The following is a 22,604-nucleotide window of genomic DNA, read 5'->3' on the forward strand; positions in this document are numbered from 1 at the left end:
GCCCCCCTGGCCCGAAGGAACGTTTCTATGCAACGTGTTGTTATCACTCCCGGCGAGCCCGCGGGGATTGGTCCCGATCTTGTCGCCGAGCTTGCACAGCGCGACTGGCCGGTTGAACTGGTTATCTGCGCCGATGGCGCACTGTTAACTGACCGAGCCCGCCAGCTCGGTCTTCCTTTATCGCTCCTCCCTTACGATCCAACCCTTCCTCCACAGCCGCAGCGGGCGGGCACGCTCACGCTACTTCCCGTTGCCCTCAACGCGCCGGTACAGCCGGGCGTGCTTAATGTCGCTAACGGCAACTATGTGGTGGAAACCCTGGCGCGCGCCTGCGATGGCTGCCTTAAGGGAGAATTCGCGGCGTTGATTACCGGGCCGGTGCACAAAGGCAACATCAATGACGCCGGTATCGCCTTCACCGGCCATACCGAGTTCTTTGAAGAACGCGCTCACGCCAGCAAAGTGGTGATGATGCTGGCGACCGAAGAGCTGCGGGTCGCGCTGGCCACCACCCATCTGCCGCTAAAAGCAATAAGCGAGGCAATTACGCCAGAGCTGCTGCGCGAAGTAATTACCATTCTGGATGCCGATCTGCGGCATAAATTCGGTATCGCTCAGCCGCACGTGCTGGTTTGCGGCCTGAATCCCCACGCCGGCGAAGGCGGCCACATGGGGACGGAAGAGATCGATACCATTATTCCCGTGCTGGAAGAGATGCGGGCAAAGGGCATGAATTTAAGCGGTCCGCTGCCTGCGGATACCCTTTTTCAGCCAAAATATCTCGATAATGCCGATGCGGTACTCGCGATGTACCACGATCAGGGCCTGCCCGTGCTAAAATACCAGGGCTTTGGCCGCGGCGTGAATATTACGCTCGGTTTACCTTTTATTCGTACCTCCGTTGACCACGGGACCGCGCTGGAATTAGCCGGTCAGGGGAAAGCGGACGTCGGCAGTTTTATCACGGCGCTTAATCTCGCCATCAAAATGATTGTTAATACCCAATGAATAATCGAGTCCATCAGGGCCATTTAGCCCGTAAACGCTTCGGGCAAAACTTTCTCAACGATCAGTTCGTGATCGACAGCATTGTTTCGGCCATCAATCCTCAGAAAGGCCAGGCGATGGTCGAAATCGGCCCGGGTCTCGCCGCGCTGACCGAACCGGTCGGCGAACGCCTCGACCAGTTAACCGTTATCGAGCTGGACCGCGATCTGGCGGCCCGCCTGCAGACGCATCCGTTCCTCGGCCCTAAGCTGACCATTTACCAGCAGGATGCGATGACCATGAACTTCGGCGAACTGTCGGAGAAAATGGGCCAGCCGCTGCGCGTCTTCGGCAACCTGCCGTACAACATCTCAACGCCGTTGATGTTCCACCTCTTCAGCTATACTGATGCCATTGCCGATATGCACTTTATGCTGCAGAAGGAAGTGGTTAATCGTCTGGTTGCCGGGCCGAATAGTAAAGCGTATGGTCGATTAAGCGTAATGGCGCAGTACTACTGCCAGGTGATCCCGGTACTTGAAGTCCCGCCGACCGCCTTTACGCCGCCGCCAAAAGTGGATTCCGCCGTCGTGCGCCTGGTGCCGCACCGCACCATGCCGTACCCGGTGAAGGATGTCCGCGTGCTGAGCCGTATCACCACTGAAGCCTTCAACCAGCGCCGTAAGACCATCCGTAATAGTCTCGGCAATCTGTTTAGCGTTGAGGTGCTGACGGAGCTGGGCGTCGACCCGGCGGTACGTGCGGAAAATATTTCTGTAGAGCAGTACTGTAAGATGGCCAACTGGTTATCCAACAATCTGCCTTCGAAGGAGAGCTAACCATGATTAATTCGCCTCGTGTTTGCGTCCAGGTGCAAAGCGTCTATATCGAATCGCAATCTTCTCCGGAAGAAGAGCGCTACGTCTTCGCTTACACCGTCACTATTCGCAACCTGGGGCGGAGTCAGGTTCAGCTTCTCGGCCGCTACTGGCTCATCACCAATGGACACGGTCGCGAGACGGAAGTCCAGGGTGAAGGGGTGGTCGGCGAACAGCCGCACATCCCTGCCGGCGAAGAGTATCAATACACCAGCGGCGCGGTTATCGAAACGCCGCTGGGCACCATGCAGGGTCATTATGAGATGATTGATAGCAACGGCGCACCGTTCACTATCGAGATCCCTGTCTTCCGTCTCGCAGTTCCAACGCTTATACATTAAAAACAATGGCTACATACCTTATTGGCGACATTCATGGTTGCTACGATGAACTGATCGCATTGCTGGAGCAGGTGGAGTTTAATCCTGATACGGATACCCTGTGGCTCACCGGCGACCTGGTCGCGCGCGGCCCCGGCTCTCTGGAAGTGCTGCGGTTCGTGAAAACGCTCGGCGATAGCGTGCGCATCGTGCTGGGCAACCATGACCTGCATCTGCTGGCGGTATTTGCCGGCATTAGCCGCAACAAGCCCAAAGACCGTCTGACGCCGCTGCTGGAAGCGCCCGACGCTGACGAACTGCTCAACTGGCTGCGTCGCCAGCCGCTGATGCAGGTCGATGAAGAGAAAAAGCTGGTGATGGCTCATGCCGGTATCACGCCGCAGTGGGATCTGGAAACCGCCAAACAGTGCGCGCGCGATGTCGAAGCCGTGCTGGCGAGCGACTCTTATCCGTTCTTCCTCGACGCGATGTATGGCGATATGCCGAACCACTGGAGCAATGAGCTCAGCGGCCTGGCGCGCCTGCGCTTTATCACCAACGCCTTCACCCGCATGCGCTATTGCTTCCCGAACGGCCAGTTGGATATGTACAGCAAAGAGGCGCCGGAAGACGCGCCAGCCCCGCTTAAGCCATGGTTTGCCATTCCGGGCCCGGTCGCCCGCGAGTACAGTATCGCCTTTGGCCACTGGGCGTCGCTGGAAGGCCGCGGTACGCCGGAAGGTATCTATGCGCTGGATACCGGCTGCTGCTGGGGCGGCGACCTGACCTGCCTGCGCTGGGAAGATAAAACGTATTTCACCCAGCGTTCCAACCGCCAGAAAAGCCTCGACGAAGGCGAAGCGGTCGCCTCCTGAGTCGATCCCGGATGGCGGCGCGCTGCGCCTTATCCGGGCTACCTCCGGTACGGGAAATTCCTGATAAAATAAAACCCCGGTCACGCCTGACGCGACCGGGGTTTTTCAATCCACGCTATGTTAGCTTAACGACGCTCGAGGATCTCGAAGCAGTAGCTGTGGGAGTTTTGCGCGTCGGCATCGTGGAACTCACTGAACACCGATTCCCACTCGTCCGGATCGTAATCCGGGAAATGGGTATCTCCTTCCACTTCCGCATCAATATGGGTCAGGTAGAGTTTGTGCGCTTTTGGCAGGAACTGCTCGTAAACGCGGCCACCGCCGATCACCATAATCTCTTCCGCGTCGCCGCAGGCGGCAATCGCTTCATCAACAGACTTCACCCACTGCACGCGATCGTCGCTGCCTGGCTTGCTGCTGATAACGATATTTTTACGTCCTGGCAACGGGCGACCGATGGATTCCCAGGTCAAACGCCCCATTACCACCGGCTTGTTTAAGGTGTTACGTTTAAACCAGGCGAGATCGGCAGGCAAGTCCCATGGCATAGCGTTCTCCATGCCAATTACGCGATCTACAGCTAACGCCGCAATCAGACTAATCATTGAAAATATCCCGAATGCAAAAAATTGCCGCCACTATACGGAAAGCGTAATACTTCGTCGACTGAACGAAGAGTAAAGAATAAGAAAATTTTTAGATTTGCTGGCGAGCCCACGTAAGCCTCATGAGCCGCCAGATCAGGAACTAAATTGAAAACAAAATGTTAGCTGTAAAGTTAACGCAACATTTGCTTACCACCTTAGGTTGAAGGCTTATTCTCCGGCTCATCGCGGACGTCTCCGGTGTGCCGTCCTTCTTCAGTACCTTGCCAGCCGTGACGCTGCACTAGCGACAGATGATTACGGTCCTCATTAATGATGCCGGTAAGCATATCGCTGGTACGCTTGAACACCGCCACCCGCGAGGCAGCGTCATTTTCCGCCATCGCCACCATCTCTTCCACCATCTGCTGGTTAAAGCGGCGGAACAGATCGGCGCGCTCGCGGGCCTCATAAGCGCCCAGACCTAAGGCTTCCAGCGTCATGCGGCCGCTTTTCAGCGCCGATTCGAAGGTCTCGCGCTCCGGCGCTTCTACCCCGGCCTGGCGCAGCTGAATGTAGTGATCGACATCGCGGGCGCGTGAAATGATCTGCAGATGCGGGAAATGTTCTTTCGCCAGCTCCACCAGTTGCAGGCTGGCCTGCGGATCGTCGATGGCGTTAATCAGCACTTCCGCCTTAGCCGCCCCCGCCGATTCCAGCAGATCCACCCGCGTGGCATCGCCGTAAAACACCTTCATATCGAACTTGCGAAGGGTATCAACGTGGTCCGGATCGTGATCGAGGATAACCATTTTCACCCCGCTGGAAAGCAGCACACGGCCGGCTATCTGCCCATAGCGGCCAAAACCGGCGATAATTACCCGCGGCTGCTCTTCATCAATCTCGTCCGCTTCGCGCTCCTGGTTACTGGCGGATTTCTCCATTCGCGTCAGCAGCACCAGCAGGATAGGCGTTGCCGCCATCGATAGCGCCACCGCCAGCGTCAGCGCCTTCGCCCACTCGCTATCCAGCACATCGGCCATCTGCGCGGCGCCGAAGACCACGAAAGCGAACTCACTCCCCTGCCCCAATAATACGGCAAACCAGCGGCGCTGCGCGCGCGGTACACCCAGTGGTTTAGCAATCAACCATAGCATCAAGGCCTTAATCGCCAGGAAACCCACCAGCAGGATCAGGATACGTAGCGGATGGGTGACCAGGGTCCCAAAGTCGATAGACATACCGACGCCGATAAAGAACAGCCCCAACAGCAACCCTTTAAACGGTTCGATATCGCTCTCCAGCGCATGGCGGTATTCAGAACTAGCCAGAAGCACCCCGGCAAGAAACGCGCCCATCGCCATCGACAGCCCGACTTCCTCCAGCAGCAATCCGAAGCCGAAGACCAGGAACAAGGCCACGGCGCTGAACACTTCGCGCAGGCCGGAACGGGCAACAAAGCGCAGCACCGGCCGGGTCAAATAGCGCCCTAACAGCACCACCAGCGCCAGCGCGCCGGCCACTTTTAACGCCGACAGCGCAAACGCGGCCAGCGTGGTTGAACCGCCGCTGGCCGCCAGCAGCGGAATCATCGCGACCAGAGGGATAGCGGCGATATCCTGGAACAACAGCACGGCGAAGGCGCTGCGTCCCAGCTGCGTCACCGTCAGGTTACGTTCGTTCATCGCCTGCATCGCAATCGCCGTCGACGACAGCGCCAGCGTCATCCCGATCAGCTCCGCAACCTGCCAGCGCAAGCCAAGCAGCATGCAGAACAGGCCGATAAACGCGCCGCACACCACCATTTGCAGCGCACCGCCGCCAAATACCGAGGCGCGCAGTTTCCATAGGCGCTGCGGATCCAGCTCAAGACCTATAACAAACAGCATCAGCACCACGCCGATTTCGGCAAAATGCAGAATCGCCTCAGCGTCAGTAACCAGCCGCAGTCCCCACGGGCCGATAACGCAGCCGGCAATCAGATATCCGAGCACCGATCCCAGCCCAAGACGCACGGCGATCGGCACGATAAGCGCAGCGGAACCGAGGTAAATCAGCGCCTGTATTAGCGTATGGCTATCCATTGTTATGCGCCTCCTGCCATTCGATTAAGCGTTGACGATAATGACGGGCCTGCGCCTGCAGCGTTTCGTCATCGCAGATAAAGGTACAGTGCATGGCAAACGGCGGCAGCCATTTCATACCACAGTACAGCGCCGTTGCCTGCAGAGGCTGCGCCAGCACGTCAAAGCCGGGGAATGAACCAATATCGAAGTGGCTTTCGCCGCCGCCGGTAGTAACCGCCCACATTAACGATTTACCGTGTAACGCAATACCGTTGTGGCCGTACGCCCAGCCGTGGGACAGGACTTTATCCATCCACAGTTTTAACAGCGGTGGCACGCTGTACCACTGCATTGGATGCTGCCAGATAACCAGATCGGCGCGCGCCAGCGCCGCCTGCTCGGCAGCGATATCTATATTGAAGTCGGGATATAGCTCGTAGAGGGAGCGTATCTCTACGCCATCAAGCGTCCCTGCCTGCTCAAGCATCCGCTTATTCGCATGGGAGTGATGCGGATAAGGATGCGAGTAAATTATCAGAATCATGAATGGGCCTGTCTTTTGTATTCTTGTAGCAGTGAGTGTAGACAGTTAACTCGCTCACTGAAAGGGGGGAATGCCTGAGGAAAAGTCGATCGCAGCTAATGATAATCCTCTCATCACAACAAAAATGCAGGCGTCCCAGAGCACAATTGGCGCCCCATTTAATTCCCCATACGAATTTATCATTAGAAATGATACAGTCACTTGATATTTTAAGGCGAGATTAAATCATTCTTTAATAAATAAATCTATACACCCCACAATGTACAACCAATAATTTTACGCTCTTCATTTTGAGCCCCAAAATTTTAAATCAAAAACAAAACTCTAATATATAGCGTTAACCGGAAGCGCTATTTACGCAAATGGACGTGTATATGAGCAACAAACATTTTGAACTAAACAGAACAACCAAAACGCTGGCGAGAATATTTCCCGCCTTATTAATGTTTACGCCAATTGTTGTCAGCGCAGGCACGATTGCCGAGTCAACCTCCGTGCCGCAAGACTTCTCGGCTGATAGCGAGTACGTCATCAATAGAGACGTCACCGTCTCCTCCGCAGATAACATCCCAGCAGTATCCGTTAGCGGGATGAAAGTCGAAAAAGTTACCAATGAAGGCAATATTTCCGGTTCGGGAATCGGTCTGAATATTAATATCGATGCGCAACCAGTAGAAATTAATAATAATGAAAATGCAATTATTTCATCTGCAACTGATAATGCCGTTAACGTGCAATCAATGGCGGGTGATTTTAATAATAGCGGAATCATTACTGGCGCCAACAACGGTATTTTCGTTAGCGAAGAGTCATCGGCAATTAGTATCACCAATACCGATACCGGCGTGATTAGCGGGAAAAACGGCCTGAGTTCGCAAATCGGCCTCGGGTTAGATAACAGCGGCGCCATCACCGGTACCGCAGGCGATGGTGTTGCATTAAGCGACGGCAACAGCAAAATTAACAACAGCGGCACCGTGCAGGGTAGCCAAAACGGTATCAACGTCGCTAATGACGCGAAGGCCGATATCATCAACAGCGGTTTACTCGGCGGCGGCGATGCGGCCGTGATGTTTGCCAGCAGCAAAAATAACAGCCTGGTACTCAATACCGGCTCTTCCCTCATCGGCGATGTCATCTCCACGGGCTCAACGGGTAACGCACTCTCGCTGGTCGGTTCTGGTACGGAAGACAGCAACTTTGTCGGCCTTAACGATGGCGACGGTTTTGCCTCCGTGAAAATGAACGGTGAAGACTGGACGCTCACCGGCAACCTCGACATCATCGGCAGCGGCGATTCCCTCCAGGTTAATAGCGGCCAGTTGACGCTGGCGGGCGCTGTCGCTAATAGCGGCAACACGCTGGTAGCGGAAGCGGCCACGCTACAGTTAGGCAACGGGCAGAAAACTGCGACCCTCACCGGCAGCCTGACCAATAACGGCACGCTGATCTTCAATCAGGGAAGCGACTCTACTTTTGCCACCGGTATCATCGGTAGCGGCAACGTGGAAAAAGTCGATGCCAATACCCTGACCTTAACCGGCGCCAATAGTTATACCGGCAATACGCTTCTGAAAAGCGGCACCACTCTGGTCGCGGAAGGCGCTACTCTCGGCGTCGCCGGCAGCGACGCCACCCTCACCATCGAAAATGGCGCGCAATTTGCCAGCGCAGGCGAAGTCAATAACAACATTGATGTCCTCAGCGGCGGTATCCTCGCGGCGTGGAATGCGGTTGACGGTAACTCAACGCTAAGAACATCCGGCGTCGACACCATTAATGGCAATGTAAGCAACAGCGGCACGCTGTTACTCAGCGCCGCCGATAATAGCGTTGGCAACAATTTTACGATTAACGGCGACTATACCGGCTCCGCCGGCAGCCAAATCGTGATGAACAGCCAACTTGGCGAAGACAGCTCGCCGACCGACCATCTGTCCATCACCGGCAGCAGCTACGGTCAGTCTGGCGTTAGCATCGCCAATATCGGCGGGCTGGGCGCGCAAACCGTTAATGGTATGGAGGTTGTCAGCGTCGGCGGCAGTTCAGAAGCACAGTTAACTTTATCCAAACCGGTTGTCGCCGGGGCTTATGAGTATGGTCTGTATCAACACGACAACGGTAACTGGTATCTGGAATCCAAAGCGACCCCGTCAGACGATCCGTCGGATGATACTGACGATGGTGACAGCGGTACCGATGGCGGCAGCGGCACTGATGGCGGTAGCAACACCGATGGCGGTAGCGGCACCGATGGCGGTAGCGGCACCGATAATGGCGGTCAACCCCTGCCAGAAGTAATGGCCCCGGAAGTTGGTGCTTATCTGGGTAACTATCTCGCGGCGCAGAGTATGTTCCTGCATAAACGTGACGATCGCGACCAGCTCACTTTCCGCAACGAAGACGACCTGAATACCTGGATGTACGTGAAGGGCCGCTATCATGAGAACGATGCCGGCGGCGATAAAGTCAGCTACGACACCACCACCACCGTGCTCCAGGCAGGCAGCGACTTCATGAGTAAGCCGATGGACAAAGGGATACTGCGCGCGGGCGGCATGTTTGGTGCAGGTCAGGCGAAAACGGATTCAGATGCAAAACACAATGTGCGTACCGCGCAGGGTAAAGTTGACGGTTTCAACGTTGGCCTGTACGCCACCTGGCAGGAAGACCCGAAATTGCGTCTCGGCAGCTACATCGATACCTGGGCCTCTTACAGCTGGTATAACAACACCGTCACCAGCAATCGCAATAATGAAAAGTATGACAGTAAAGGTTTTGCCGCCTCTGTTGAAGTTGGCCATGCGTGGGTAATCCCTTCAGAAAGCGCGCGTACGTGGAAGATCGAACCTCAGGCGCAGGTGATCTACAGCTATCTCGATCAGGAAAATCACACCGACCCGGATGGCGTGCGGGTATCAACCCTGGACAACAACAGCCTGTTTGGCCGTCTCGGCGTGAAGACCAGCTACTTTGAGCAGCAAGATGTTAAAGCCTGGCAGCCGTATGTCGCGGTGAACTGGCTGAAAGGGGCGGGTCAAAACGATTTGGCGTTCAATGGCGAAAAAGTCAGCAACGATACGCCGGACGACCGCGGTCAGCTAGAGCTGGGCGTAACCGGCAATGTGAACGAGACGACCACAATCTCGCTGCGCGCCAGCGGCGAATGGGGTGAAAACAGCTACGCCGCTTATGGCGGCCACATTCTGCTGAATCACCGCTGGTAATCACCGTACAATGAAAGGTAAAAAGCAGTGGCCGGAGCCACTGCTTTTTTTTAGTTATCCAGCTCGTCCATTGACTTCACCTGGTCGCGATTAATCTGCTCCACGCGACCGGTTTCCGCATTTTTGTAGGATACCAGGCCAGTATCATCATCAACCTGCGGCTTACCGCTGGTCACAATTGTTTTGCCATCTGTCGTTTTGAGCGACTGATTTGATGAGCAACCTGCCACAAATACCATCGCCGTTGCCGCCAGCGCGGATGCCACCAGAATTTTGTTCCGCATTGTATCCTCCTGTCTTTTCATCAATTGGTATCGTTATCGTGCTAACTATAGTTAGCCTGACCTGGCAGGCAGATAAAAGCAGAACTCTCCGAAGATGGTTGCCGTAAAAAAAAGGGCTGACGATATCGTCAGCCCCTCTGTTTCGCTTTCCGGCCCGGCCGGTGCGCTTATTTGGTGATTTGCGCGTGCATTTCCTGCACCGAAATGACCTTCTCGGTCGCATCGGCATTCAGCGCCATCGCGGTGGCGAAACCGCCGTTCAGGGTGGTGTCGTAATGCACCTTGTACTGCAGCGCGCTGCGGCGAATCAGCTTGGAATCCTCAATCGCCTGACGACCTGCGGTGGTATTGATGATGTAGGTATATTCGCCATTCTTGATACGGTCCTGAATGTGCGGACGACCTTCATGTACCTTGTTCACCAGACGCGGGTTGATACCGGCTTCACCCAGTACAATCGCGGTACCGTGGGTTGCATCCAGCTCGAAGCCCTGTTTCAGCAGTTTTGCCGCCAGGTCGACAACGCGCTCTTTGTCGCCTTCGCGAACGGAGAGCAGCGCGCGCCCCTGTTTCTTCATCGTGGAGTTGCTGCCCAGCTGCGCTTTGGCGAACGCTTCCGCGAAGGTGCGGCCCACGCCCATCACTTCCCCGGTAGAGCGCATTTCCGGCCCTAACAGCGGGTCAACGCCCGGGAATTTGTTGAACGGCAGCACCACCTCTTTCACCGAGTAGTACGGCGGGATGATTTCTTTGGTGACGCCCTGCTGCGCCAGGGTTTTACCGGCCATCACGCGCGCCGCCACTTTCGCCAGCGGTACGCCGGTGGCTTTCGAGACGAACGGTACGGTACGCGCCGCGCGCGGGTTCACTTCAATCAGGTACACTTCGTTGTTCTTCACCGCGAACTGTACGTTCATCAGGCCGCGAACCTGCAGCTCGAAGGCCAGCTTCTGTACCTGCTCGCGCATCACATCCTGAATTTCCTGGCTCAGGGTGTAGGCAGGCAGAGAACAGGCGGAGTCGCCGGAGTGCACGCCCGCTTGTTCGATGTGCTCCATGATGCCGCCAATCAGCACCATTTCGCCGTCGCAGATAGCGTCAACATCGACTTCAACCGCATCGTCGAGGAAGCGATCGAGCAGCACCGGCGCATCGTTAGAAACGCTCACCGCGGTCTGGAAGTAGCGACGCAGGTCAGCTTCGTCATAAACGATTTCCATCGCGCGGCCGCCGAGCACATAAGACGGGCGTACCACCAGCGGATAGCCGATCTCTTTTGCCTTCTCAACCGCTTGCTCAAGCGCGGTCACGGTGGCGTTCGCCGGCTGCTTCAGCTTCAGACGGTCAACCGCATGCTGGAAGCGCTCGCGGTCTTCCGCGCGGTCGATAGCGTCCGGGCTGGTGCCGATAACCGGTACGCCCGCGGCTTCCAGTTCACGCGCCAGCTTCAGCGGGGTCTGGCCGCCGTACTGCACGATAACGCCTTTTGGCTTCTCGATACGCACGATTTCCAGTACGTCCTCAAGCGTTACCGGCTCGAAGTACAGACGGTCGGAGGTGTCGTAGTCGGTCGAAACGGTTTCCGGGTTACAGTTGACCATGATGGTCTCGTACCCGTCTTCGCGCAGCGCCAGCGAGGCGTGTACGCAGCAGTAGTCAAACTCGATACCCTGGCCGATACGGTTCGGGCCGCCGCCGAGAACCATGATTTTATCGCGGTCGACGGACGGATTAGATTCACACTCGTCTTCATAAGTGGAGTACATGTAGGCGGTATCGGTGGCGAATTCCGCCGCGCAGGTATCCACGCGCTTGTAGACCGGGTGCAGGTTGTACTGGTCGCGCAGCTTGCGGATTTCCGCTTCGCGCACGCCCGCCAGCTTAGCCAGACGCGCATCGGCAAAGCCTTTACGCTTCAGGTGGCGCAGGAAGTCAGCGTCGAGGCCGTTGATGCCCACTGCCGCCACTTTCTCTTCCAGGCGCACCAGCTCTTCGATTTGTACCAGGAACCAGCGGTCGATGTTGGTCAGGTTGAAGACGCCGTCGACGGAGAGACCGGCGCGGAAGGCATCAGCGATGTACCAGATACGCTCGGCGCCCGCGTCTTTCAGCTCGCGACGGATTTTGGTCAGCGCTTCCGGATCGTCGAGGCTGACTTTCGGGTCGAAGCCGGTGGCGCCCACTTCCAGGCCGCGCAGCGCTTTCTGCAGCGATTCCTGCTGCGTGCGGCCAATCGCCATCACTTCGCCGACGGATTTCATCTGCGTTGTCAGACGGTCGTTAGCGCCAGCGAATTTTTCAAAGTTAAAGCGTGGAATTTTGGTCACAACATAGTCGATGGACGGTTCGAAGGAGGCCGGAGTACGGCCGCCGGTGATGTCGTTCATCAGCTCGTCAAGGGTGTAGCCCACCGCCAGCTTCGCCGCCACTTTGGCAATCGGGAAGCCGGTCGCTTTCGAAGCCAGCGCCGAAGAGCGGGATACGCGCGGGTTCATTTCGATAACGATAAGGCGACCATCTTTCGGGTTCACCGAGAACTGTACGTTAGAACCGCCGGTTTCCACGCCGATTTCACGCAGCACCGCCATCGAGGCGTTACGCATGATTTGGTATTCTTTGTCGGTCAGGGTCTGCGCCGGGGCGACGGTGATGGAGTCGCCGGTGTGAATCCCCATGGCATCGAAGTTTTCAATCGAGCAGACGATGATGCAGTTATCGTTCTTATCGCGCACCACTTCCATCTCGTACTCTTTCCAGCCGATCAGCGATTCATCAATCAGCAGTTCGTTGGTCGGAGAGAGATCCAGGCCGCGTTCGCAGATTTCTTCGAACTCTTCGCGGTTATAGGCGATACCGCCGCCGGTGCCGCCCATGGTGAAGGACGGACGGATGATGCATGGGAAGCCAACGTCAGCGGCCACCGCCAGCGCTTCTTCCATGGTGTGCGCAATGCCGGAACGCGCGGTGTCGAGGCCGATTTTCTTCATCGCCACATCGAAGCGACGACGGTCTTCCGCTTTATCGATCGCATCGGCGGTCGCGCCAATCATAGTCACGCCGAACTCAGCCAGCACGCCCTGACGTTCCAGCTCCAGCGCGCAGTTCAGCGCGGTCTGGCCGCCCATAGTCGGCAGTACCGCGTCCGGGCGCTCTTTTTCGATAATTTTACGTACCACTTCCCAGTGAATCGGCTCGATATAGGTCGCATCGGCCATTTCCGGGTCGGTCATGATAGTCGCCGGGTTGGAGTTCACCAGAATAACGCGGTAACCCTCTTCGCGTAGGGCTTTACAGGCCTGGGCGCCCGAGTAGTCAAACTCACACGCCTGACCGATAACAATCGGGCCCGCGCCCAGAATCAGGATACTTTTTATGTCTGTACGTTTTGGCATGGCTCTTTTACTCCTGATTATTTCGCGGACTGACGGTATTGCTCAATTAACTCGATAAAGTGGTCGAACAGCGGCGCGGCATCGTGCGGGCCCGGGCTCGCTTCAGGGTGACCCTGGAAGCTAAACGCCGGCTTGTCGGTACGATGGATCCCCTGCAGGGTCCCGTCGAACAGTGACTTGTGGGTCACGCGCAGATTGGCAGGCAGCGTCGCTTCGTCAACGGCAAAGCCGTGGTTCTGGGCGGTAATCATCACTACATTGTTATCGATATCTTTAACCGGGTGGTTGCCGCCGTGGTGGCCGAATTTCATCTTAATGGTCTTCGCGCCGCTCGCCAGCGCCAGCAGCTGATGACCAAGACAGATGCCAAAGACCGGAATATCGGTGGTGAGGAATTTTTCTATTGCCGCGATGGCGTAATCGCACGGCGCCGGGTCGCCAGGGCCGTTGGAGAGGAAAATACCGTCCGGATTCAGCTTAAGCACATCTTCTGCCGACGTTTGCGCCGGTACGATAGTCAGGCGGCAGCCGCGATCGACCAGCATCCGCAGGATGTTACGCTTGGCGCCGAAGTCATAAGCCACGACGTGGAACGGCAGCTCGCTTTCCGCCTTCGCTTCCGGCAGGTCGCCCGCCAGTGTCCAGCTCCCCTGCGTCCAGGCGTAAGTTTCTGCGGTAGTGACCTCTTTCGCCAGATCCATACCGTTCAGGCCAGGGAACGCCTGGGCTTTTTCCAGCGCCAGCTGGGCATCAAGATTATCGCCGGCGATGATGCAGCCATTCTGTGCGCCTTTCTCGCGCAGTAAACGCGTCAGCTTACGGGTATCGATATCGGCAATGGCCACAATGTTATGGCGCTTCAGATAAGAAGAAAGGTCCTCGGTATTGCGGAAGTTGCTGGCAATCAGCGGCAGGTCGCGAATGACCAGGCCTTGTGCATGTACCTGAGAAGATTCTTCATCGGCGGCGTTGGTGCCGACATTACCAATATGGGGATAAGTAAGAGTGACGATTTGGCGGGAATAGGAAGGATCAGTGAGGATTTCTTGATAACCGGTCATTGAAGTATTGAAAACGACTTCCCCAACCGCCGTGCCGGTTGCCCCGATGGCCCGACCGTGAAACTGGGTTCCGTCTTCCAGAACCAAAAGCGCTGACTTAATCAAAACACCCTCCAGAGAATATTCACTCACTTTATTTGCATATTAATGCAGAACATAGATCTGAATCAATGCAAATTTTTGCCCGCAGAATTTTGGCAAACGGCGGCATTCTGGAGAGATGTCAGGTAAAAGTCAACTTAAAGCGGATATTTTTAACCTTATTTTACGTCACTGGCGCGCAATGGGCTATTTTCACGGTAAAAAGATCAACTAACCTGGTTGAGAAAACGCTTGCGGGCGAGGAAAACTGTAAAATCAGCCAGCGGAGGGTAAAAAAATGGACCAGATGGTCAAAATTTACAATTCAATAACCAAAAACATCAGGAAGATATAGTTTTTTAAAGCCTTCATAAGAAAAAAGCACAAAAGCAGTCAAAATAAAAAAGGGCAATAAAATATTGCCCTTTGCAATCAATTACATATTGAATGCAATAACCACATCACGATGGGTAATAATCATTATAAAGCATTCAGTTCAAGCACATCACGCATATCGAAAAGACCACTTTTCTTATCTTTCAGCCACAAAGCTGAACGAACAGCACCATTGGCAAACGTCATCCGGCTGGAGGCCTTATGGGTAATTTCGATACGTTCGCCGATATCAGCGAACATCGCCGTATGTTCGCCGACGATGTCGCCCGCGCGAACGGTAGCAAAACCAATAGTACCCGGAACGCGTTCGCCGGTATGGCCTTCGCGGCTATAGACGGCGCAGTCCTTCAAATCTTTATTCAATGCCCCGGCGATCGCCTCGCCCATCGCCAACGCGGTACCTGATGGCGCGTCCACTTTATGCCTATGGTGCGCTTCGATGATTTCGATATCGGTATAATCGCCCATTACCTTTGCCGCCTTTTCCAGCAGCTTTAACAACACGTTGACGCCAACGCTAAAGTTAGCGGCAAAGACGATGGCGATTTCCTGTGCGGCATCGCTAATCGCCTGCTTTCCGGCATCATCAAAACCGGTGGTGCCGATCACCATCCCTTTGCCGTGTTGACGGCAGAAAGCCAGATGGTTAAGCGTGCCTTCCGGGCGGGTAAAATCGATTAAAACATCGAAATCATTGCTTACCGCCGCCAGGCTGCTTTGGACGGTAACGCCTGATTTGCCTGCGCCCGCCAGCTCGCCCGCATCGCTGCCCACCAGGCTTGAACCTTCGCGCTCCAGCGCCGCGCCAAGCGCCACGCCTTCCATCTGCAGCGCAGCCTGAATTAACTGGCGTCCCATCCGGCCGCCCGCGCCGGCGATGGCCACGCGGATTTGTGCATCTTGCATAGCTATTCTCTTTTGTTAACTTCACGTGAATTGTTTTCAGAGTAACCAGCCCATTGCATAGCCGCTACTCAAAAACGCCGATAATTAGAAATTTATGACAAACGGCGGTCGATATCAGTAAAAACTATATGATTGTGCCGCGATTCGGCGTTTAAGTAGTGAAAATTGGGAGGGGACACGGTAGCGCCCCGCCCGCGCGACGCGGGCTAAGGCGTTGTGTACTCAATCAAAGGGGGAAAAGCGCGCCTGCGGGGAAAGCGGATAAAAACCAGGTTACCGCCAGTAAATCGGCGCTGCCGCCGGGGCTGAGATGGCGAGCAATCAGCTCGTCGTCGAGTTGGCGTAGCGCCTCCAGCCCGCCGTCAGCCATGACGCCGCCCTGCCACAACAGCCGCTGCGCCTCCTGCTGCACATAGTTCAGGCCCGCAAGCCCGCCGCGCGAGACCAGATTGGTGTCATCATTCCACGCCATCAGATGCAGCAAGGTTTGCAGCAGCGCCAGGTTGCTGTCGCCGGTCTCTTCCATCATGCGATTGAACACCGGCAGCGCCTGGGTACGCACGGTACGAAAGCCGCTCTCGGCCTCGCCGCGGGCGCCGGAGAGTCCATAACGTAAAAAATGGGCCTCGCCTTTGCTTAACTGTTCGCCGCTGGCGGAAGAGAGTTCTTGCATAACCATGCCGCGACAGAATCGCGCCACCTGATCGCAAAGCCGATGCTGTTCAATCGGTTCGCCTTTCGATACCAGCCTTCCCGCCGCCGCGCTCAGCAAACCGAAAGCGAAGATTGCCCCGCGATGGGTATTCACTCCGCCGGTGGCCTCCAGCATATCGTTCTCGCAGGCCATCCCCACCGGACGCAGCATCATTAACACCTGTTCCGGTACGATAGCCGCGGTATCGTGGCCCATGATGAAAAATTTCTCCATCCACGGAGCCACGACCGCGGTGCTGGCCTCAAAAGAGGCCAGGTCCATATCGTGATGGGCGCCTGTGTTACGAATGTCCACCAACCCGGGCTTTGGGGTCAGGCGAACTTCGGTCAAAAGCGCGCGTTCTACCGCGCTGACCACCTCTTCAGCGTTCAGCGATGTCATGCGCAGTGAACGCGGCGGATTGATTAACACTTCGCTCATTGCCCTTCCCCCTCTGCGTTTAGTCGCTGTTTTTCACCTGACGAATGACATCAAGAACGGAGCCATCACGATAGCGCACCACCGCCACCACGCGATCGGTAAACTCGATCGGCTGCGGTTTGCCGGTTAGCAGTTCCGCACGCTGCTGCAGTTCCTCAATAGTCATCAGCGCAATGCCCGCGTTGCGCAAATTGTCGATCAGATCCTGGCGGGCCGGGTTTACCGCAATGCCGTGGTCGGTGACCAGCACATCTACGCTGGCTCCCGGCGTGACGCGGGTCAGCACTTTTTCCACGACGCAGGGAATACGGCCGCGAACTAACGGCGCGGTAATGATGGTCAAATCCGCGCCGGCGGCGGTATCGCTATGGCCGCCGGATGCGCCGCGCAGCACGCCATTGGAGCCGGTCATCACGTTGACGTTAAAATCGGTATCGATTTCCAGCGCGCTGAGCATCACCACATTTAGACGCTCGCAGGAGGCGCCTTTAGAGCCCGGGCTGGCATACTGATTAGTGGAAATCTCTACGTGGTTCGGGTTCTGCGCTAATGAACGCGCCGCGTCGCCATCGAACGACTGGGTATCCAGCAGCGTTTTAATCAACCCTTTTTCGTGCAGGTCAACCATCGTCCCGGTGATACCGCCGAGGCCGAAGCTGGCGGTAATACCGTTACGGCGCATTTTGTCTTCGAGGAAGCGGCTCACCGCCAGCGAGGCGCCGCCGGTACCGGTCTGCAGCGAGAAACCGTCTTTAAAGTAACCAGAATGCTCAACCACTTTCGCCGCCTGACGGGCGATCAGCAGCTCGCGCGGGTTGCTGGTCAGACGGATCGCGCCAGCGGTGATTTTTTCCGGATCGCCGACTTCGTCCACCTGAACAATCAGATCGACTTGATCCTGAGCGATGCTGGCCGGGTAGTTAGGGTAGTCCACCCACTCTTCGGTCAGCAGCACCACGCATTTGGCATGTTCCGCATCAACGCGCGCATAGCCCAGCGAACCACAACGTGATTTACCGCTAAAGCCGTTGGCATTACCAAACTCATCGCAGCAGGGGACGCCAAGAAACGCAACATCAATCGACAGCTCGCCGCTTTGAATCAGCTGTACGCGACCGCCGTGGGAGTGGATCTGCACCGGGTTTTCCATCAACCCGGCGGAGATCTCCTCGCCCAGCTTGCCGCGCAGGCCGGAGGTGTAGATCTGGCGGATCACACCATTTTTAATATGCTCGATCAGCGGCCAGTGGGCATCGATCAGCGAACTGGACGCCAGCGTCAGATCGCGAAAGCCCATTTCCGCCAGCTTCGCCACTACCATATTGACGACTTTGTCACCGCCGCGAAACGCGTGGTGGAACGAAATGGTCATGCCGTTTTGCAAGCCGGAGCGACGGATCGCCGTTTCCAGCGAATCGCAGATTTTACGCTGACGTTTTTCGCTTTCGCTCGCCAGCCACGGGCTTTTCGCCGTCACGCCCGCATAAGGCGCTAACCCTTCCGGCATCACGTACTGCTGATTAAGCATTGTTACTGTCTCTTTCATCTTATTCCCCTTAATCACGAATACCGGAAGCCGAGAGCGCCACCACTTTGCGAGCATGGTCGATAATCGGTCCATCGATCATCTTGCCGTTCAGCGATACCACGCCAAGACCGCGCGTTTCGGCTTCTTCCGCCGCGGCAATCACCTCCAGCGCGTGATCGACCTCTTTGCGCGTCGGGGCATAGACCTGATGCAGGAGTTCAATTTGTCGCGGGTTAACCAACGATTTGCCGTTAAAGCCGAGATTTTTGGCCAGATTCGCTTCCGCCAGGAAGCCCTCTTCGTTGTTGATATCCGACCACACCACGTCATAGGCTGCGATGCCGGCAACGCGCGCGGCATGCAGCACGGCGCAGCGGGCATAGAACAGTTCAGTACCGTCACCACGGGAGGTGCCCATATCCATGACGTAGTCGAAAGCTGCCAGCGCGATCGCCGCCAGACGCGGGCTGGCGCGGGCAATCTCTACCGCATTCACCACGCCCAGCGCCGACTCAATAGCCGCCATTAGTTTGGTGCTGCCCACTTCCCGGCCGCATTCGCGCTCAATCCGTTCAACATGCGCTTCCAGCTCATGGATATCTTCTTTACTGTCGGTTTTCGGCAGACGCACCATATCCACGCCCGCGCGGACCACCGCTTCAAGGTCGGCAAGACCGAATGGCGTATTTAACGGGTTAATACGCACCACGGTTTCGATATCCTGATACAGCGGATGCTGCAGCGCCTGATGCACCAATAGGCGAGCGGTATCTTTTTCGCGTAGCGAAACGGCATCTTCAAGGTCGAACATCACCGCATCGGCGCCGTAAACAAATGAAGTGCTTAACATGGCGGCATTGGCGCCAGGGATGAACAGCATACTGCGACGTGGTTTCATAGCTGGCTCCATTGTAATTGGGACTGTTGCGCCGCCCGCAGCGCTGCGGCCTGTACGCGGGCCCGCAGTACGCATTCCAGCGCGCCTTTATCATCGACCACCACGTTGGCCTGGTTCACGCCAAGCTGCGCCAGCGTTTCTCTGACCACCTGCTCAATCGCGGCGCCAAACTGTTGTTTCACAATGCTGTCGATTTCCAGCTGAATGCCCGGCTGCGCCGCCGGTCCAATCCTGACCATTACATCGCTGGATTCCAGCGTGCCGGCCAGGGCGTCAATCTTCATTTCCATAGGGGAAAATCCTTAGTTAGGGCATAAAAATCAGGCGGTTTGATGTTCGCTTTCCGCCAGTTTCATCAGAAAAGAGAGGGTTCCCGGCGGCACCAACGCCGCGACCGCCTGCCAGTTGCGCTGCCGATAAAGTTCGCGCACTCGGGAGGCCGACACGGGCCCGCCATTTTTTTCGATTCGCGTCAGCTCAACCACTTCAATGGGCGGCGCCTCGCCTGGCGCTTCCAGCAGTGACTTCATGCGTTGGTTGTAATTACGAGTCAGGGGACATAGCGGCTCGGTGCCGACAAAACGATGGGTAATCTGCAGCGCCGGGGCCAGACGTTCGCGAAAGAGCTGCAGGTCAATCTGGCTGTGACAGTCATCGACCACGCCCTGCTCTTTCAGGAAATAGCCGGGGAACGTCGCCCGCGAAATCAGATACGCCGAACCGGGGTGCAGCGTCACTTTGTCGATGCCGGTAATCCCCTGTTCGATCAGCTTGAAGCGATCGTGATAGGAAAAGCAGGATGCATCTTCCTTGACCACAAACAGATGCAGCCAGTCGCACTGCCGTGCCGCCTGTTCCACCAGCCAGCGGTGACCAAGAGTGAAGGGATTGGCGTTCATCACAATAGCGCCGATTTTTTTTCCCGGTTGACGGTACATTGCCAGCTGACGGCAGTAACGAGTCAGACGTTCGCGGCTGTTTTCCATCAATACGGCGCGATCGCCCGCCTGGGCTATCGGCCAGAAGCCGGCGCCGGAGAACAGCGCGGCATTGCTCGGCTTAGTAAATAAAAACAGTTCGCTACGCCCAAGTTCATAGGCCAGCGTCAGGAGTTCGGTCAGTAATTTAAGGCTCAGCCCCTCCCCCTGTAGCGAGGGATCGACGGCGATGCATTTCAGTACATTACCGGCAATGGCGCCGCAGCCGACCAGCCGTTGCTGATACTCCGCAACGATTGCCATCTCGCAATCGGCTTCTAACGACAACTGATGCTGATGAAGAAACCGATCGATCGCCTCTCGCCGCGGTTGATCCTTTAATAGCTGAACGCGTTTTAATATCAGAGTCATTTTTTAGCGCTTCGTTATTCTAAAACGAACTGTATTTCGCCAGCGTTCGACTATTGATACTTGTATTTAAGTCACAGTTTTCCCCGTGGCTTAATTAGCTTTATGGTTTTTATGTTGTTAATTAATTCAGAATAATAAAAATAATTAAATTAATAAAAAACACGAGTATTCAGTGAAGGTAATCACACCTTACCACTAAGTCTATTTATTACTATGCGCCGGTATTACTACTCCATCAATAAACAGGAAAACGTTTATGACCAACATGAGTCAGGCTCCGACAACGGAGAAAAAGGGCGTTAGCGACCTGCTGGGATTTAAAATCTTCGGCATGCCGCTCCCCCTTTACGCGTTTGCGTTAATTACGCTATTACTTTCACATTTTTATAATGCTTTACCCACCGACATCGTTGGCGGCTTTGCCATCATGTTTATTATCGGCGCCATATTCGGCGAAATTGGCAAACGTCTACCAATATTCAACAAATATATAGGTGGCGCCCCGGTAATGATTTTTCTGGTCGCCGCTTATTTTGTTTATGCTGGTATTTTCACGCAAAAAGAAATCGATGCTATCAGCAACGTTATGGATGAGAGTAACTTCCTTAACTTATTCATCGCGGTATTAATTACCGGGGCGATTCTGTCGGTAAACCGCCGTCTGCTGCTGAAATCGCTGCTCGGCTATATTCCAACCATCCTGATGGGCATTATCGGCGCGTCGATTTTCGGCATCGCTATCGGCCTGGTATTCGGTATTCCGGTAGATCGCATCATGATGCTGTACGTCCTGCCGATCATGGGCGGCGGCAACGGCGCCGGCGCGGTTCCGCTGTCGGAGATTTATCACTCCGTCACCGGTCGTTCACGTGATGAGTACTACTCAACCGCCATCGCTATTCTGACCATCGCTAACATTTTCGCCATCGTCTTCGCCGCAGTCCTCGATATCATCGGCAAAAAATACACCTGGCTGAGCGGCGAAGGCGAACTGGTGCGTAAAGCCTCGTTCAAAGTCGAAGAAGACGAGAAAGCGGGACAAATCACGCATCGTGAAACCGCCGTCGGTCTGGTGCTTTCCACGACCTGTTTCCTGCTGGCATACGTCGTCGCGAAGAAAATCCTGCCAAGCATTGGCGGCGTTTCGATTCACTACTTCGCATGGATGGTACTGATCGTTGCGGCGCTGAACGCCTCCGGCCTGTGCTCACCGGAAATCAAAGCCGGCGCCAAGCGTCTGTCTGATTTCTTCTCTAAACAGCTGCTGTGGGTACTGATGGTCGGCGTCGGCGTTTGCTACACCGACCTGCAGGAAATCATCAATGCCATTACTGTCTATAACGTCGTTATCGCCGCCGTAATCGTTATCGGCGCAGTGCTCGGCGCGGCGATCGGCGGCTGGATGATGGGCTTCTTCCCGATTGAATCAGCGATCACCGCAGGCCTGTGTATGGCTAACCGCGGCGGTTCCGGCGACCTGGAAGTCCTTTCCGCCTGTAACCGTATGAGCCTTATCTCTTATGCACAAATCTCCTCCCGTTTGGGCGGCGGTATTGTGCTGGTCATCGCCAGCATCGTGTTCGGCATGATGATTTAACCCACACGCACGATGGCGCCGTTGAGCGGCCGAAGAAGTTGACCCAGTCAGGGACCAGCGCCGGGGGCGGCTGCGGGAAATCCACCCTGCTCCTTAGCCGGAAGCGTCGACAACCTCGCCAACCAACGCGTCATCGTGCCCTTATACGAGATTTTGTATGACTGATGCTGCGCTGTTAGGCGAGGGCTTCACCCTGATGTTTCTTGGCATGGGCTTCGTGCTGGCGTTTCTGCTGCTGCTCATTTTCGCCATCCGGGGGATGTCTCTCGCCGTTACCCGTCTGTTCCCTGAGCCGCCTGCCGCGCCCAAAGCGGCGACGGCCGCCGTCGCACCCGCCGACGACTTCGCCCGCTTAAAACCGGCGATTGTCGCCGCCATTCACCACCATCGCCGCCTTAATCCTTAATTCACGGAGGAATTCATGACCGTTGCCATTACCGATGTCGTCCTGCGCGACGCCCACCAGTCCCTGTTCGCCACCCGCCTGCGTCTCGAC

General features: G+C 55.8%; 21 protein-coding genes. 9 read left to right on the plus strand and 12 right to left on the minus strand.

The features are described from left to right. The first annotated feature begins 27 nt into the window (after nucleotides 1–27). Genes pdxA through apaH form a run of 4 tightly spaced genes read left to right on the plus strand, consistent with a single transcriptional unit; the run spans nucleotide 28 to nucleotide 3,060 of the window. Nucleotides 28–1,008, plus strand: a complete 981-nt coding sequence (gene pdxA / locus PGS10_RS20150) for a 4-hydroxythreonine-4-phosphate dehydrogenase PdxA (protein ID WP_047047455.1) — start codon at nucleotides 28–30, stop codon at nucleotides 1,006–1,008. Next, nucleotides 1,005–1,826 (plus strand): 16S rRNA (adenine(1518)-N(6)/adenine(1519)-N(6))-dimethyltransferase RsmA, encoded by an 822-nt coding sequence (rsmA, locus tag PGS10_RS20155; RefSeq protein ID WP_015368291.1) that lies wholly within the window; start codon nucleotides 1,005–1,007, stop codon nucleotides 1,824–1,826. The genes pdxA and rsmA overlap by 4 nt, the downstream gene beginning before the upstream one ends. 2 nt (nucleotides 1,827–1,828) lie before the next feature. Continuing rightward, nucleotides 1,829–2,206, plus strand: coding sequence for a Co2+/Mg2+ efflux protein ApaG (gene apaG, locus PGS10_RS20160; RefSeq protein WP_045397284.1), 378 nt, complete (start codon nucleotides 1,829–1,831; stop codon nucleotides 2,204–2,206). A gap of 5 nt (nucleotides 2,207–2,211) precedes the next feature. Then, nucleotides 2,212–3,060 carry a bis(5'-nucleosyl)-tetraphosphatase (symmetrical) ApaH gene (gene apaH / locus PGS10_RS20165; protein WP_045397283.1) on the plus strand — a complete coding sequence of 283 codons (849 nt, stop codon included), beginning with the start codon at nucleotides 2,212–2,214 and terminating at the stop codon, nucleotides 3,058–3,060. A 125-nt stretch (nucleotides 3,061–3,185) separates the two neighbouring features. Here the strand turns inward: apaH and folA are convergent, their stop codons facing one another. From folA to kefF, 3 genes are all read right to left on the minus strand, one after another. Next, nucleotides 3,186–3,665 (minus strand): type 3 dihydrofolate reductase, encoded by a 480-nt coding sequence (gene folA, locus PGS10_RS20170; protein ID WP_015368294.1) that lies wholly within the window; start codon nucleotides 3,663–3,665, stop codon nucleotides 3,186–3,188. 197 nt (nucleotides 3,666–3,862) lie between these two features. Continuing rightward, complete coding sequence (gene kefC / locus PGS10_RS20175) at nucleotides 3,863–5,728, minus strand: glutathione-regulated potassium-efflux system protein KefC (RefSeq protein WP_032715999.1); 1,866 nt, start codon at nucleotides 5,726–5,728, stop codon at nucleotides 3,863–3,865. Further along, complete coding sequence (kefF, locus tag PGS10_RS20180; protein ID WP_015704370.1) at nucleotides 5,721–6,254, minus strand: glutathione-regulated potassium-efflux system oxidoreductase KefF; 534 nt, start codon at nucleotides 6,252–6,254, stop codon at nucleotides 5,721–5,723. The genes kefC and kefF overlap by 8 nt, the downstream gene beginning before the upstream one ends. A 374-nt stretch (nucleotides 6,255–6,628) precedes the next feature. On the opposite strand from kefF, the gene PGS10_RS20185 reads away from it, so the two are divergent. After that, entirely contained in the window at nucleotides 6,629–9,481 is a 2,853-nt protein-coding gene (locus PGS10_RS20185) for an autotransporter outer membrane beta-barrel domain-containing protein (protein WP_316423388.1), read from the plus strand. Between the two features lie 50 nt (nucleotides 9,482–9,531). Here PGS10_RS20185 and PGS10_RS20190 read toward each other — a convergent pair whose 3' ends face one another. The 3 genes from PGS10_RS20190 to carA form a co-directional block, all read right to left on the minus strand. Next, nucleotides 9,532–9,765, minus strand: coding sequence for a YgdI/YgdR family lipoprotein (locus tag PGS10_RS20190; RefSeq protein WP_015704368.1), 234 nt, complete (start codon nucleotides 9,763–9,765; stop codon nucleotides 9,532–9,534). 167 nt (nucleotides 9,766–9,932) lie between these two features. Then, nucleotides 9,933–13,157: a carbamoyl-phosphate synthase large subunit gene (carB, locus tag PGS10_RS20195; RefSeq protein WP_045397278.1), complete on the minus strand. Its 3,225-nt coding sequence runs from the start codon at nucleotides 13,155–13,157 to the stop codon at nucleotides 9,933–9,935. A gap of 17 nt (nucleotides 13,158–13,174) precedes the next feature. Continuing rightward, nucleotides 13,175–14,323 (minus strand): glutamine-hydrolyzing carbamoyl-phosphate synthase small subunit, encoded by a 1,149-nt coding sequence (gene carA, locus PGS10_RS20200; RefSeq protein ID WP_015368301.1) that lies wholly within the window; start codon nucleotides 14,321–14,323, stop codon nucleotides 13,175–13,177. 65 nt (nucleotides 14,324–14,388) lie between these two features. Here carA and PGS10_RS20205 point away from each other — a divergent pair, with 65 nt between their 5' ends. Continuing rightward, the gene (locus PGS10_RS20205) at nucleotides 14,389–14,631 is read left to right on the plus strand and encodes a hypothetical protein (RefSeq protein WP_155960926.1); all 243 of its coding nucleotides are present in this window, start codon (nucleotides 14,389–14,391) and stop codon (nucleotides 14,629–14,631) included. Nucleotides 14,632–14,779: 148 nt separating this feature from the next. Here PGS10_RS20205 and dapB read toward each other — a convergent pair whose 3' ends face one another. From dapB to citC, 6 genes are all read right to left on the minus strand, one after another. Next, on the minus strand, nucleotides 14,780–15,601 hold the full coding sequence (gene dapB, locus PGS10_RS20210; protein WP_045397277.1) for a 4-hydroxy-tetrahydrodipicolinate reductase: 822 nt from the start codon (nucleotides 15,599–15,601) through the stop codon (nucleotides 14,780–14,782). A gap of 226 nt (nucleotides 15,602–15,827) precedes the next feature. Next, nucleotides 15,828–16,736 (minus strand): triphosphoribosyl-dephospho-CoA synthase CitG, encoded by a 909-nt coding sequence (gene citG / locus PGS10_RS20215; RefSeq protein WP_047076120.1) that lies wholly within the window; start codon nucleotides 16,734–16,736, stop codon nucleotides 15,828–15,830. 19 nt (nucleotides 16,737–16,755) lie between these two features. Then, the gene (gene citF, locus PGS10_RS20220) at nucleotides 16,756–18,282 is read right to left on the minus strand and encodes a citrate lyase subunit alpha (RefSeq protein WP_047065242.1); all 1,527 of its coding nucleotides are present in this window, start codon (nucleotides 18,280–18,282) and stop codon (nucleotides 16,756–16,758) included. Nucleotides 18,283–18,292: 10 nt separating this feature from the next. Continuing rightward, nucleotides 18,293–19,162: a citrate (pro-3S)-lyase subunit beta gene (gene citE, locus PGS10_RS20225; protein ID WP_015368307.1), complete on the minus strand. Its 870-nt coding sequence runs from the start codon at nucleotides 19,160–19,162 to the stop codon at nucleotides 18,293–18,295. After that, a complete protein-coding gene (gene citD / locus PGS10_RS20230) occupies nucleotides 19,159–19,452 on the minus strand; it encodes a citrate lyase acyl carrier protein (protein WP_045397268.1) in 294 nt (97 codons plus the stop codon). Before citD ends, citE begins: the two co-directional genes overlap by 4 nt. Nucleotides 19,453–19,482: 30 nt before the next feature. After that, entirely contained in the window at nucleotides 19,483–20,511 is a 1,029-nt protein-coding gene (citC, locus tag PGS10_RS20235; protein ID WP_316423389.1) for a [citrate (pro-3S)-lyase] ligase, read from the minus strand. A 256-nt stretch (nucleotides 20,512–20,767) separates the two neighbouring features. Here citC and citS point away from each other — a divergent pair, with 256 nt between their 5' ends. The 3 genes from citS to PGS10_RS25130 all read left to right on the plus strand — a co-directional run. Next, the gene (citS, locus tag PGS10_RS20240; protein WP_316423390.1) at nucleotides 20,768–22,108 is read left to right on the plus strand and encodes a citrate/sodium symporter CitS; all 1,341 of its coding nucleotides are present in this window, start codon (nucleotides 20,768–20,770) and stop codon (nucleotides 22,106–22,108) included. Between the two features lie 157 nt (nucleotides 22,109–22,265). Further along, the gene (locus PGS10_RS20245; RefSeq protein ID WP_289578630.1) at nucleotides 22,266–22,514 is read left to right on the plus strand and encodes an oxaloacetate decarboxylase subunit gamma; all 249 of its coding nucleotides are present in this window, start codon (nucleotides 22,266–22,268) and stop codon (nucleotides 22,512–22,514) included. A 15-nt stretch (nucleotides 22,515–22,529) separates the two neighbouring features. After that, a partial coding sequence (locus PGS10_RS25130) for a hypothetical protein (protein WP_374982041.1) occupies nucleotides 22,530–22,604 on the plus strand: 75 nt, incomplete at its 3' end.

Origin of the sequence: Klebsiella sp. 141153 (assembly GCF_032601995.1) — a bacterium.
GTDB classification, from domain to species: Bacteria; Pseudomonadota; Gammaproteobacteria; order Enterobacterales; family Enterobacteriaceae; genus Klebsiella; species Klebsiella aerogenes.

What these genes read in the sequence shown, in the direction of transcription:
- dapB (WP_045397277.1), bottom strand. Translation starts at nt 15,601, where the DNA reads ATGCAAGATGCACAAATCCGCGTGGCCATCGCCGGCGCGGGCGGCCGG.
- citC (WP_316423389.1), bottom strand. Translation starts at nt 20,511, where the DNA reads ATGACTCTGATATTAAAACGCGTTCAGCTATTAAAGGATCAACCGCGG.
- citG (WP_047076120.1), bottom strand. Translation starts at nt 16,736, where the DNA reads ATGAGCGAAGTGTTAATCAATCCGCCGCGTTCACTGCGCATGACATCG.
- rsmA (WP_015368291.1), top strand. Translation starts at nt 1,005, where the DNA reads ATGAATAATCGAGTCCATCAGGGCCATTTAGCCCGTAAACGCTTCGGG.
- citS (WP_316423390.1), top strand. Translation starts at nt 20,768, where the DNA reads ATGACCAACATGAGTCAGGCTCCGACAACGGAGAAAAAGGGCGTTAGC.
- PGS10_RS20185 (WP_316423388.1), top strand. Translation starts at nt 6,629, where the DNA reads ATGAGCAACAAACATTTTGAACTAAACAGAACAACCAAAACGCTGGCG.
- carB (WP_045397278.1), bottom strand. Translation starts at nt 13,157, where the DNA reads ATGCCAAAACGTACAGACATAAAAAGTATCCTGATTCTGGGCGCGGGC.
- kefC (WP_032715999.1), bottom strand. Translation starts at nt 5,728, where the DNA reads ATGGATAGCCATACGCTAATACAGGCGCTGATTTACCTCGGTTCCGCT.
- PGS10_RS20205 (WP_155960926.1), top strand. Translation starts at nt 14,389, where the DNA reads ATGCAAATTTTTGCCCGCAGAATTTTGGCAAACGGCGGCATTCTGGAG.
- apaH (WP_045397283.1), top strand. Translation starts at nt 2,212, where the DNA reads ATGGCTACATACCTTATTGGCGACATTCATGGTTGCTACGATGAACTG.
- PGS10_RS20190 (WP_015704368.1), bottom strand. Translation starts at nt 9,765, where the DNA reads ATGCGGAACAAAATTCTGGTGGCATCCGCGCTGGCGGCAACGGCGATG.
- pdxA (WP_047047455.1), top strand. Translation starts at nt 28, where the DNA reads ATGCAACGTGTTGTTATCACTCCCGGCGAGCCCGCGGGGATTGGTCCC.
- apaG (WP_045397284.1), top strand. Translation starts at nt 1,829, where the DNA reads ATGATTAATTCGCCTCGTGTTTGCGTCCAGGTGCAAAGCGTCTATATC.
- citD (WP_045397268.1), bottom strand. Translation starts at nt 19,452, where the DNA reads ATGGAAATGAAGATTGACGCCCTGGCCGGCACGCTGGAATCCAGCGAT.
- folA (WP_015368294.1), bottom strand. Translation starts at nt 3,665, where the DNA reads ATGATTAGTCTGATTGCGGCGTTAGCTGTAGATCGCGTAATTGGCATG.
- PGS10_RS20245 (WP_289578630.1), top strand. Translation starts at nt 22,266, where the DNA reads ATGACTGATGCTGCGCTGTTAGGCGAGGGCTTCACCCTGATGTTTCTT.
- citF (WP_047065242.1), bottom strand. Translation starts at nt 18,282, where the DNA reads ATGAAAGAGACAGTAACAATGCTTAATCAGCAGTACGTGATGCCGGAA.
- citE (WP_015368307.1), bottom strand. Translation starts at nt 19,162, where the DNA reads ATGAAACCACGTCGCAGTATGCTGTTCATCCCTGGCGCCAATGCCGCC.
- kefF (WP_015704370.1), bottom strand. Translation starts at nt 6,254, where the DNA reads ATGATTCTGATAATTTACTCGCATCCTTATCCGCATCACTCCCATGCG.